General features: G+C 59.8%; 9 protein-coding genes and 3 pseudogenes. 5 read left to right on the forward strand and 7 right to left on the reverse strand.

Translation table 11 applies throughout. The features are described from left to right. Positions 1-19 precede the first annotated feature (19 nt). From NKJ06_RS15860 to scpB, 5 genes and pseudogenes are all read left to right on the forward strand, one after another. A complete protein-coding gene (locus tag NKJ06_RS15860; RefSeq protein ID WP_023775263.1) occupies positions 20-223 on the forward strand; it encodes a CCE_0567 family metalloprotein in 204 nt (67 codons plus the stop codon). Beyond that, positions 220-537: a ferredoxin III, nif-specific gene (fdxB, locus tag NKJ06_RS15865; RefSeq protein ID WP_352810169.1), complete on the forward strand. Its 318-nt coding sequence runs from the start codon at positions 220-222 to the stop codon at positions 535-537. The genes NKJ06_RS15860 and fdxB overlap by 4 nt, the downstream gene beginning before the upstream one ends. Positions 538-597: 60 nt before the next feature. Then, on the forward strand, positions 598-888 hold the full coding sequence (locus NKJ06_RS15870; protein ID WP_352810180.1) for an exopolysaccharide production repressor protein: 291 nt from the start codon (positions 598-600) through the stop codon (positions 886-888). Between the two features lie 259 nt (positions 889-1,147). Further along, positions 1,148-2,147: pseudogene (locus tag NKJ06_RS15875) on the forward strand (DUF1403 family protein). 121 nt (positions 2,148-2,268) lie between these two features. Beyond that, a pseudogene (gene scpB, locus NKJ06_RS15880) lies at positions 2,269-2,878 on the forward strand (SMC-Scp complex subunit ScpB). Positions 2,879-3,604: 726 nt separating this feature from the next. On the opposite strand, the gene NKJ06_RS15885 reads toward scpB, so the two are convergent. The 7 genes and pseudogenes from NKJ06_RS15885 to NKJ06_RS15915 all read right to left on the reverse strand — a co-directional run. After that, the gene (locus NKJ06_RS15885) at positions 3,605-3,886 is read right to left on the reverse strand and encodes a hypothetical protein (protein WP_352810170.1); all 282 of its coding nucleotides are present in this window, start codon (positions 3,884-3,886) and stop codon (positions 3,605-3,607) included. Between the two features lie 86 nt (positions 3,887-3,972). After that, positions 3,973-6,171, reverse strand: coding sequence for a xanthine dehydrogenase family protein molybdopterin-binding subunit (locus tag NKJ06_RS15890; protein WP_352810181.1), 2,199 nt, complete (start codon positions 6,169-6,171; stop codon positions 3,973-3,975). A 63-nt stretch (positions 6,172-6,234) separates the two neighbouring features. Then, on the reverse strand, positions 6,235-6,708 hold the full coding sequence (locus NKJ06_RS15895; RefSeq protein WP_352810171.1) for a (2Fe-2S)-binding protein: 474 nt from the start codon (positions 6,706-6,708) through the stop codon (positions 6,235-6,237). A 317-nt stretch (positions 6,709-7,025) separates the two neighbouring features. Continuing rightward, a complete protein-coding gene (locus NKJ06_RS15900; RefSeq protein ID WP_352810172.1) occupies positions 7,026-8,288 on the reverse strand; it encodes an ATP-grasp domain-containing protein in 1,263 nt (420 codons plus the stop codon). Between the two features lie 587 nt (positions 8,289-8,875). Next, positions 8,876-10,105: an ATP-grasp domain-containing protein gene (locus NKJ06_RS15905; RefSeq protein ID WP_352810173.1), complete on the reverse strand. Its 1,230-nt coding sequence runs from the start codon at positions 10,103-10,105 to the stop codon at positions 8,876-8,878. A gap of 53 nt (positions 10,106-10,158) precedes the next feature. After that, positions 10,159-11,226: a PLP-dependent cysteine synthase family protein gene (locus tag NKJ06_RS15910; RefSeq protein ID WP_352810174.1), complete on the reverse strand. Its 1,068-nt coding sequence runs from the start codon at positions 11,224-11,226 to the stop codon at positions 10,159-10,161. 20 nt (positions 11,227-11,246) lie between these two features. Further along, positions 11,247-11,359 (reverse strand): annotated as a pseudogene (locus NKJ06_RS15915) (IS481 family transposase); the annotation flags it as partial.

An 11,359-nucleotide genomic window follows, 5' to 3' on the forward strand; every position in this document is an offset into this window, starting at 1 on the left:
CGATTTCGAGGAACGATCTATGTCAAAGCTGGATGAGATGGGAACGAAAGTCCGAAAGCTTCAGCTGCGCGCGGCACTTGCCAAGATGAAATTGCGCGACCTTGCAGAGGATCTCCCGGGAAAATGGACGGAGATAGAGGAAGTTGCCGAAGAAACGTCGGCCGTTTTTGCCGAGTTGGATGGTGCCAGGAGAGAGCTAGCTTCAATGAAGAAGTTACGATGACGAGCACATTCACCACCCGTGACGGCTCCGGATGGGTGCCGGAATATCTCACCGCTATAAACGGCGCGACCTGCATCGGCTGCGGCCGCTGTTTCAAAGTCTGCTCGCGCGAGGTTATGCATCTTTATGGCGTCGATGACGCGGGTGAAATCCTCGGCGCCTGCGACGGCGAAGACGACGATTTCGATGGCGAGCTCAATCGCATGATCATGGTCGTCAACCATCCCGGCCGCTGCATTGGCTGCGGAGCCTGCGCCCGCGTCTGCCCGAAGAACTGCCAGACCCATATTGCGGCCGACAATGTCGCTGCGTGATCTGGTGGACAATCCAGGAGAACGGCATTGCCCTTTAGAATCTTCTGTCGCGTCCTGGGAATGGTCCTTTGCAGCACCGCTCTGACCGTCTACTTCGCTTCTCATTCCATCGGCACACTAGTAGTCACGACGCTGGCTTGTTCGCTGCTCCTTCAGCTGGCGTATTTCGCAAGCGTGCTCTTTCTGATCTGGCGGTCTGGCTGCGTTAGCCGAGCTGGTCAAAGAGCTGAGCGTTTCGACAGTTGCAAGGAAGTTGGATCCGAGCCGCCAGACCTTGATGAGGTTACAAATGAATCCCCAGATTTGCTCCAACGCGATCAAATGCGAGCCATATCGCTGCTGCTGCCTTGAGTGCCGTGACAAAGTCAGAGCTGACGTGCTCCCCGTCTTTGGGTCGCCCCGCGCCGGGACTTCTGGGGGTAATGGCTCAGGCCGGCACGGCCGCCGATGAGCTTTTCATGAGCGATATGGCGATTGCTGCTATGGGGTCGGACTGTTGTATTCCACGTGCGATAAGGCAAGCTTACCGGACATAAAACGGTGGCGACAGGCGCGGCGGTTTTCCGCTTTTTTTGTTGCTTAAAACGCGTCGTGATTCACGCTATCAAGGATGATTCTGCGTCCCAAACCCTCTCCGCGCCACTACCCCACGCTTGCCGGTACCCTTTCGACCGCGCCGATGGCAACGGTGCCGACCTGGGTGCGCCGGGCAGTCCCGGACGCGCAAAGCCTCGCGAGAAAAGACGTTTGAGGACGTCGCGCTCGCCGCCGGCGCCGCCATCGCCGCGCTCGATGCGGTGGTCCGCCGACACGAGCGGTGGGCCGGCGCCTGGCGCCGGCGTTTGGCGCTTTCGGCGGCCGCGGCAACGGCAAAGCAGGCCGGCCGCGTCGAGGATGAAGCGGCCTGCGCGACGCCGTGCCGCTCACACGACCGGGCGACAATGTCGGGCCCGCCGGTCTTTTGCTCCTCGCCTGGCGCCGGTTGGCATCTCGGCCCGCGGAGGAGCAGCTGACAGATAAAAGCCTTTTCGCGGTACTCGAGGAACTCGGTCACGCCCGCGTCGACTTGGCGGTCAGCGATCTGGCGGACGAGCTTCGTCAGCTTTCCGCCGGCGTCGGAATGGTCGGCATGGCGATAGGTGCGTTCATGGCCGCCGAACGCCATGGCTTGGGGCGCGCCCTTGAAGCCTGGCTCGCCGACGCCCTGCTGGCGCAACGGCTGGGTTGGGCATACGCTATGCCGCTGCTGGGCGCCGAAGCGGCCATGAGCACAAGCGCTCGCCCGCGTCTATCGGCAGCCAGCATCGAGGATGAATCCGACCGTGCGAAGAGTCTGCTCGCCGCCCAGGCGCGGGCCGCGTTACGCCATCGAGCTCTCGGCCGACCTCGGCCGCCGCGCGGACCGGCTGCTTGCCGTGGCCCCGAAACTCAGGGCCAAGGCAGCGGACACTGTTGTCGAAAAGCTCCTGTCCGACGATGCGATCGTTGCCTCGGAAAAGATTGCAGGCATGAGCGATCGCGGCCTGCGCCGCCTGTTCGAACGGCTGGTCGAGCTCGGCGCCGTGCGCGAATTGTCCGGCCGCCCGACCTTCCGCAGCTACGGGCTCTGACGAAAATGGTCGAGGCAGTGCGCAGCGAGGGGGGAGCCGGTCAGACGATGGTCGATCAAATGACCATTTGTTCGACCGCGAGCTGGATCATCTGCCGCCGGAGGTGCGTTGGCGGGAATGGATGCATCGGGTCGAGGCGACCATTTTTGCCGCCAGCGAACCGGTGACACGCGAGACGTTGGCGCGCGTCGTCGGCAAAGGCTGCAGCATCGACCTCTTGATTGACGACCTCCGCGAGAAACTGCGTGGCCGCCCCTATGACCTGGTCGCGGTGGCCGGCGGTTTTCGGCATCTGACCCGGCCGGCCTATGCCGACGCCATCCGCAGTGCCTTTGGCACGGCCGTCGGCGGCAACGAACGGGCGGCCGATCTGACGCAGTCGGACGTGCTGGTGCTGATGTGCATCGCCTACTTCCAGCCGATCACGCGTGGAGAGCTGTCGTCGTTCTTCGGCAAGGAGATCAGCCGCGACCTGATCGGCCATCTGCGCGGCGCCGGCCTGATCGCCTCCGGTCCGCGCAGCCCGACGCCGGGCGCGCCATATACGTATGTCACGACAAAAGAATTCCTGCTCGAGTTCGGGTTCGACATCACTGCGCGATCTCCCCGACATCGAGGCGCTTGAGGATGCAGGCCTGCTGTCGAAGGACAAGCTGCTGGCGGGCGATATTCCGGCCGGGCTGACGAGCGGGGAGGGTGATGATGATTTCGCCGAAATTGGGGTGACTTGAGCAGATTGGCTCACGTCCCGGCACCGCCGTATCGACCGGCGGTGATGCCATCTTGGTTCATCGGTGCCAAATGTCTGTGCTAGCCAGCGGACCATTGGCAATAGGATTGAGGGACTTGCACCGTTGTCATCGGGGGACCTTTCTCAAAGAAGATCGTTCCGAGTGGCCAAGGAGGTTAGCCATGAACCTTCGCGAACTGCTGGACTGAGTTAAGGACCTGCCACCGGACACGTTGGTCTGTTCCGCCGAAATCGATAAGGCCTTCGGAGTCAACGTTGCCGACGTTGAAGCGATCGACGGTGCCACAATCCAAAGCCGTAAGCCAGATGGGCATCGAAGCTGTCGAATTCGCCAACGGGACCGAGAAGGTCGTCGTGATCCGCTGGTAGTCACGGAGCTCGCCGCTGCCCCTCGGCTCATACGAGATCGGCGGTGTTCAAGTGGGTCGCGTCAGCCGAGCCAATGATCGACACCGGGAACCAAGGTGGCCGGGGTCGTCGCGGCAGGACTAGCCTACATCATATCGCGACGGCTATTGTCCGTCGATGTCGATCAATTTGGGTCATCATAGTTCCGAGAACTCGGCGCCAGTTCGGCAGCGACAGTGCGCGACTCGTCTATGGTCGGGATCGCAAAAACGGGAAGCTCTTCCACATCTCAACGGCGCGTCGCGGACTTGCCTGCGCTCTGATCTGCCCGCACTGCAACGCGGCGCTAGTCGCAAATTTAAAGGATGACCTGAAGGCGGCGCACTTCGCTCACCGCGGCCCCGCCTGCGGCGGCGGCCCGGAGACTGCGCTTCATCTTCTTTGCAAGGAGATCATCCAATCCGAGTTGCGGCTCACCATTCCCCGCCAACTCGCCGCGCATGGCGGTTATGAAGTCCTGATAGCCGACGAGCGCGAGATCGTCGTTGATCGTGCGACGCTGGAATTCCGCGATCATGTCGAGGTGATACCGGACCTTCATCTCCAAGTTGGAGATCTGGATCTCTTCGTCGACACTCACAGGATATCTCGCCACACAAAGTGAGGCTGAACCAAATTAAACGGAAAGCGACAGCAGCGAGCACAAGCGATTTGGCGCAAAAAGGACTACGTCAGATTGAAGGGCAAGTGGCGCAGCGGCTTGCCGGTGAGCCGCACGATGGCATTGGCAAATGCCGGCGCCAATGGTGGCAGGCCGGGCTCACCCATGCCTGTTGGCGGTTCGCCGCTAGGCACGATGTGGATGTCGAACTCCGGCACCTCCGTCAAGCGCGCCACGGTATAGTCGCTAAAGTTGCTCTGCTCGACGACGCCGTCCTTGAGCGTTATTGCAGAGCCTAACAGGCACATTGACAGGCCCATCACTGCCGCGCCCTGCACCTGGGCTTCAACGGTTCGAGGATTCACCGCGAGATTGCAGTGCACGCCGGCGGTGACCCGGTGCAGCACCGGCCGGCCGTCGGTGACGGAGGCTTCGACCACATAGGCCACCACTGAACCGAAGGACTCGTGCGCAGCTACACCCCAGGCTCGTCCCTCAGGCAATTGCGTCTTTCCGTAGCCGCTCTTGTCCACAGCCAGTTGCAATGCATCACGGTGGCGGAGGTGGTCGTCTCCAAAGAGCCGCATGCGGTAAGCTATAGGATCTTGGTTGGTCCTACGGGCAATCTCGTCAAGTAAGGTCTCCATGACGAAAGCGGTATGAGTGGAGCCCACGCTACGCCACCAAAGCACGGGCACGTTGATCTTGGGGTGATGGACCGCCAGGCGCATTGGGAGCGGATAGGGTTCCCGCATGCCCTCGGTGACGGTGGGATCGATGCCGTTTTTCGCCTGGAGCTGCTCGAACACTGAGCCGGCAAGTACGGACTGGCCGACGATGCTGTGATCCCAAGCCAGCACATTGCCTTCTTCGTCAAAACCGATGCGAGCGCGGTGCAGGTACATAGGACGGTAATAGCCGCCCCTCATATCGTCCTCGCGGCTCCAGAGCGTGCGCACCGGCGCATTCAACCCGACGGCCCGAGCGGCCTTGGCGATTTCGCAGGCCTCGATCACGGTATCGCTCGTGCTTGAGAGGCGTCTGCCAAAACCTCCTCCCGCCATCTGCACGTGCAGGACAACCTGCTCGGGTTTCAGACCCAACACGCCAGCCGCGGCTCCGGCATCCAATCCTGCGCTCTGGCTGCCAACCCACAATTCGGCCCCTCCCTCGGCGAGCGCAACAGTGCAGTTCAGCGGTTCCATCGCCGCGTGGGCGAGATACGGGAACACGAACTCAGCTTCTAGTTTCAGGGGCGCCATTTCCAATGGCGCAATGTCGGAATCGAACTGGCGCGGACCGGGGCGAGCGGCCATTTCGCGGTATTGCGCGAGTTGCTGTTCGCTGTCGACCTTTTCGACAGTCGATGTGTCCCACTCCATCTTAAGGGCATCGCGGCCCTGAGTGGCCTGCCAATAGCCGTCGGCGACCACGGCCACGCCCTCTGCGCCACGATCCAGCGGAACGCGCAGGACGGCCTTCACACCCTTGACGATGCGCGCAGCGCTGTCGTCCAAAGAGGCGATGCGAGCGCCGAAGACCGGTGGACGGACGACCACGGCGGTCAGTTGTCCGGGCAACCGAAAATCGATCCCGAAGTCCTGTTGTCCGCTGCTCTTGGCGCGTGCGTCGAGCCGCCCGGTGGGGCGGCCGATGATGCGAAAGTCCTTCGGATCCTTCAGTTTCACTTGCGAGGGCACGGGCTGTCCCATCGCAGCATCGGCCAGTTCGCCATAACCCAGCTTGCGGCCATCAGCGCCGAGAACCACTCCGGCCTCGGTACGCAATGTGGACACATCCACGTTCCAATCCGCCGCCGCAGCACCGAGCAACATGGCCCGCGCTCGAGCGCCCAGCTCGCGATACTGCATGAAGCTGTTCTTGATCGTGCTGGATCCGCTCGTGATGTGAATGCCAAAGACTCGGTCAGCATAGGCGGGGTCGTTGGTGCCTAGCCGCCCGCGCACCAAGGTCCAGTCGGCATCCAGTTCTTCGGCCAGGACCATCGGCAACGCGGTGTGCACACCTTGGCCAAACTCCAGCCGATTGACGGTTACGATGACCTCGCCATTGGGCGCGATCTGCACAAAGGCGGCCGGCTGTTCCGTAGGTTCGAGGTTGCGGGCCGTCTCAGCCGCATCGGTGGACTGCGCGGGGGCGAGTTGCGGAAAAACGCCGATTGTCAGCCCGAGGGCCCCCGTCAACTTTAGAAAGCTTCGGCGCGGCAACCCGCGAGCAACTTTTGATTGCCCCCTCTCCAGCATGTGTTGCAGCGCACGTGGCAGGTCCCTGTAATCTAAGGTGTTGGCTAGCACGGGAAGCCTCCTTCATATGAGTGTGCTTGCGGCGTCCGCTATTGCGGCGCGGATACGAGCATAGGTTCCACAACGACAGATGTTCCCGGCCATGGCGGAGTCGATCTCTTCGGAGGTCGGCAGCGCGCCAAGGGACAGCGTGGCGAGGAAGGCCGTCGCGCTCATGATCTGGCCGCTTTGACAATAACCGCACTGTGCCACGTCGTGCTTCATCCATGCGGCGTGGACGGCCGCACCGACGCGGTCACTGCCATCGGTCGTTTTTTCGATCGTGGTGATCTTGCGGCTTTCAACGGCGGAGATCGGTGTGCTGCATGAGCGGATGGCCTCGCCATCCACATGCACCGTACAAGCGCCACAGAGGGCTGCGCCGCAGCCGAACTTAGTACCGCTCATTCCTAGCGTGTCGCGCAGGACCCAAAGGATTGGAGTTTCGGGGCCAAGGCCAACCTCGTACTCTTGACCGTTGATGTTCAGTAAGGTCATGGCTGTGCTCCTGGGCTGCTCTAGCTGAATATGCTCCGAGGGGCCGCCGCGAGCCTCTGAGGACAGAGCGGTGCCCGCGACGAGTGTAAGCTCGCAGCCACCGCCCAGAACATCCGGAACTCGCCAAGCTTATCCAGATGCCAGAAGCTAGACCGGCATAATGGTCAACCGGCCCTTATTCACAGCGACGACAAAATTCGCGCTCTGCGAGGCTCGCCGCGCGTCTCTGTCATGTTCTCAACTGCACCGATGTCCGGCGGCTATCAGTTCTTGTCTGGCCTGCGCCGAGTAGGAGAGGTAGCAGCCGCAGATTGTTCCTATTCGCCAAGGGTCGGAAATGGTGTGATCGACCAATCGATCAAGTGGACGGCACGTTGGATTATCGCCTCGGTCTGAGCAACGCTGGGGGAAGCGGCGACGACATGTCCGATACAGTCTCGCCAGTCGCCTTTCCTGACGATCGGCGTCTTGAGTGGAACATAGAATTTGGCCTCGGCGACACCGGGTATATCAGCCGCCCGACTGTCACCATGGATCCAATCGAGGATGCCGTCGCGATCAGCAACCAGGAACCGCGCGGCCGCAGTCTGCGAATGCCTTGTACTCAAATCGCATTGGTCGCCGATGGCAAGCTTGATGTGCTCGGTGATGAGATCGACACCGTAAGCCGCCTGAACCAGTTGGGGAGTGGGCGTGCCATGAAGCCGCGGATTGACTTCAATGACGACTGGGCCACGCGTCGTCCACCGGAATTCAATGCCCGTTGGCCCCCAGCCAAGGCCGAGAGCTCGCAAACAGCTCAGCGAAACATCGGCGATACGTTTATGCTCGTTATCAGTCAGCAGGGCCGGCATGGTGGAACCACGATAGACGAAATGTGGTGCGGGACCGAAGTCACCGGTGCCAATTCCAATGATCTGATCTCCCATTATGTCGGCCCAATAAAGGGGGCCTTCTGCAGATTCTTCGACGAGCACTCTCGGCGAGGACTGCCATTTTCGCTGTATTGGCGAAGGCACCCGTATGTGCTTTCCGCCCAATAGATAGGCCGTGTGTTCGGCTAACTCATCGACGTTGCGGCACAATCGGACCCCGCTGCTGCCGCCGCCTACGGTTGGCTTGAGAATCACCGGCAGGCCGATCTCCGCGGCAGCGCTTTCAACCTCCGTCGCATTCACTGCCACGCGATAAGCAGGCATTGGAACGCCGGCCTCCGCGAGGAGCTCACGTTGAGTGAATTTGTCGCAGCAACGTTCAACGGATGCGGGGTTGGGTCCCGGCAGATTGAAATGCCCGCAGAGCTTGCCGACTGTCGCATAGACCTCCTCTTCCTGGCTCGTGATGCCAGCGATGCCATAGGTCGCACGTAGTCGGGAACACTCGCGGATCAGCGCATCGAGATCATCTGTATCGACACAGATTGTCTCAGTCCTTTCCGACGCAAAATTGTCGTACTGGGTGGACGCTGGATCAGCCGACAGGATAATCGGACGAAGGCCAAGACGCTGGGCCGCTTGGACGTATAGCAGACCACAGCCCCATGGACCGCCTTCAACTAGGATGAGTGCTCTTGTTGCCATTGGCGTTACCCTCCGTTGCGTGCTTTGCGGCGGTCTGAGCGCAAACACGCGTCGCTTTTTATTCCGCGCCTGAACTCAGACTTGCGATGAAGGTACCATTGTCAGCGATTTGCAGTTGCGAAGGTTCTGTAAACTTAGTTGAAGGATCTGTTGCAACGTCCTGGTTGCCGGCTGTGTGACACGGAGTGTCCCGATGAATTTTTCTGGGGTTGCGATGTTTAAGGGACGCCAGTTCGCCCAAAGCTGCGCATAGGGTTGGAAGGTGTGGCCCTTGGTCTGGACCTAAATGAAGCAGAAATTACCCGTGCGGCACGATTGTCGTCATCGCAGCCATCAAGCACGAGCACATCAAGGCCACGCAGTCTCAGCCCAAGGGAAATGGAAATCCCAACGAGACCGCCACCGGCAACAATCACATCGAAATTTTTTCTGGGTGAAGTTTATAGAAAGTCCATTCAGCCGCCTTGAACACGTCAAAGGCTGACTGCTCCCTTTTTTCGAGAATCTTCAAAAGGCTTGAGAGGCCTAACGGAAGCTCCTCGCCAACCCATCAATCGAAATGGGGAGGTGTGCCCGCTGGCATTCTTCTATTCGTCACGGGTCGGAAATGGTGTGATCGACCAATCGATTAAGTCGACGGCACTCTGAAGTATCGCCTCGGTCTGAGCAACGCTCGGGGAAGCAGCTATAACATGTCCGATCCAGTCTCGGTCATCGCCTTTCCTGACGATCGGCGCCTTGGGTTCAACATACAGTTTGACCTCGGCGACACCCGGTACAGCAGCTGCTAGGCTGCCGCCGTCGATCCACTCAAGGGTGCCATCGCGATCAGGAACTAGGGACCGGGCGGCCGCAATGTGCGAATGCCTTCTGCGCAAATTCCATTCATTGCCGATGACAAGCTTGATGTGCTCGGTGATGAGATCAACACCATAGGCCAGATGAACCAATTGAGGATCGGGCGTGCCAGCAAGACGTGGATTGACTTCAATGACTACCGGGCCACGTTTTGTCCACCGGAGTTCAATGTTCGTTGGCCCCCAACCAAGGCCGAGAGCTCGCAAACAACTCAGCGAAACATCGACGATACGCTCATGCTCGTCATCAGTTAGCGGGGCTGGAAAGGTGAACCCACGATAAACGAAATGCGGTAGGGGGTCGAAGTCAGCGGCGGCAATCCCAATGACCTCATTTCCCATTGTATGGGCGGTATATTGAGGGCCCTGTGCAAATTCTTCGACCAGTATCCTCGGCAGAGACCGCCATATGTGCTTCCCGCTCAACAGATAGGCCGTGTGTTCGGCTAGCTCATCGACGGTGCGGCACAATCGGACACCGCTGCTGCCTCTGCCTACGGTTGGCTTGAGAACCACCGGCAGGCCGATCTCCGCAGCAGCGCGTTCAACGTCCGTCGCATCCGCTGCCACGCGATAGGCAGGTACCGAAACGCCTGCCCCCGCGAGGAGCTCACGTTGAGTGAATTTGTCGCAGCATCGTTCAATGGATGTGGGGTTCGGTCCCGGCAGATTGAAATGCCGGCAAAGCTTGCCAGCTGTCGCGTAGAATGGTTCCCAGGGGCTCGTAATGCCAGCAATGTCATAGGTCGCAAGCAGCCGGCAACATTCGCGGATCAGCGCGTCCAGATTGTCTGTGTCGAGACGGATTGCCTCATTCCTTTCTGCCGCGAGATACTCGTACTGAGTTGGACCAGCCGACAGGGTAATTGGATGAAGGCCAAGACGCTGGGCCGCCTGGACGAACAACAGACCATTACCCGTTGAATCGCCTTCAATCAGAATGAGTGCTCTTTTTGCCATTGGTTAATACCCTGACGGTGCGCGCTATGTGGCGGTTTTCGAGGACATCAGCATCAGCTTGTTCGGCCGTGCCCTGACCTCAGACTCTTGGTACGCGTACCATTGTCCTCAGCGGGCGGCGGCTGCGGCACAGCCGGTGCACTCGCGAAAAGCTCGGCAAATTCCGCCTCAACGTCAATTAAGTGAATATCGTGAGTCGACAGCCAGTCCTGATTGAAGATTGTGTCCAGATACTTTGTGCCGCTGTCGCAGGCTAGGGTCACGATGCGCGATCCAACCGGCGCTTCACGGGCCACGCTGAGGGCCTCGTAGATCGCCCCGCCAGTCGAGCCCCCGACGAGCAGTCCGTGCCACCGCGCCAGATAGCGGCAAATCGAAAAGGCATTGTCGTCGCTTACTTTCCGACCCCAATCTATCGCGTCGTAATCGATCACCATGCCCACATTGGCCCCTTCGGGTGTACCGGTGCCCGATTGATGGTAGCACCCGCCCTGACCGCCAAAGATGATACTTCCGACAGGTTCCACGCCAATCACTTGGACTTCGGGTATATGCAGCCGCAGTTCACGCGCGGTCCCGCAAAGTGACCCCCCCGTACCGATGGCCGACACGAAATGCGTAATTGTGGGTCCGAGATCATCTAGCAATTCAGCTGCCAGTCCTATGTAACCAGCGGCGTTGGCGGGGTTGTTGTGCTGCTCTGTCCAGTTAGAGCCATCTTCGATGGCAATTCGCCGGGCCTCCTCGTCACGCTGGTCGGTGGCTAGGGCACCATCGCCGCTACCAACGACTCGGACGTTGCTGCCGAATGCACGAACAGTAAGGATTTTATCTAAACTTGCATGGGAGTCCATGAGGGCGGTAAATTCGAGTCTGCGGACAGCGGAGATCATGGCCAACGCGCTAGCCGTATTCCCTGAGGAGGATTCGACAATTCTGACAGCGGCTTCATCTAGCGTGATAGGCAGGCTGTCGACCATGCTCAAGGCCATGCGATCCTTCATCGAGCCAGTAGGATTGAACATTTCTAACTTGATATACAGGCCGACCTCACCGCACCGCAAAGGAATGTGCAGCATGGGCGTGCGTCCAATAGTTTCAAGAATGCTATTGACGATCATTGGGGGCAATCCCCTCTTTGCTAGGTGTGGAGCCTCAACAGGTTGTCCTCGGTTAAGGCGAGGCGACTGATGGGCGGTTTTGACTTTAGGCTGCCGTGGGGGCGATGCCAATTATATCGGTGCAGCCAGACCG

The sequence above is a fragment of the Mesorhizobium sp. M0293 genome, from assembly GCF_040321735.1.
Taxonomy (GTDB): domain Bacteria; phylum Pseudomonadota; class Alphaproteobacteria; order Rhizobiales; family Rhizobiaceae; genus Mesorhizobium.

What these genes read in the sequence shown, in the direction of transcription:
- NKJ06_RS15900 (WP_352810172.1), bottom strand. Translation starts at nt 8,288, where the DNA reads ATGGCAACAAGAGCACTCATCCTAGTTGAAGGCGGTCCATGGGGCTGT.
- NKJ06_RS15890 (WP_352810181.1), bottom strand. Translation starts at nt 6,171, where the DNA reads ATGCTGGAGAGGGGGCAATCAAAAGTTGCTCGCGGGTTGCCGCGCCGA.
- NKJ06_RS15870 (WP_352810180.1), top strand. Translation starts at nt 598, where the DNA reads ATGGTCCTTTGCAGCACCGCTCTGACCGTCTACTTCGCTTCTCATTCC.
- fdxB (WP_352810169.1), top strand. Translation starts at nt 220, where the DNA reads ATGACGAGCACATTCACCACCCGTGACGGCTCCGGATGGGTGCCGGAA.
- NKJ06_RS15905 (WP_352810173.1), bottom strand. Translation starts at nt 10,105, where the DNA reads ATGGCAAAAAGAGCACTCATTCTGATTGAAGGCGATTCAACGGGTAAT.
- NKJ06_RS15860 (WP_023775263.1), top strand. Translation starts at nt 20, where the DNA reads ATGTCAAAGCTGGATGAGATGGGAACGAAAGTCCGAAAGCTTCAGCTG.
- NKJ06_RS15910 (WP_352810174.1), bottom strand. Translation starts at nt 11,226, where the DNA reads ATGATCGTCAATAGCATTCTTGAAACTATTGGACGCACGCCCATGCTG.
- NKJ06_RS15895 (WP_352810171.1), bottom strand. Translation starts at nt 6,708, where the DNA reads ATGACCTTACTGAACATCAACGGTCAAGAGTACGAGGTTGGCCTTGGC.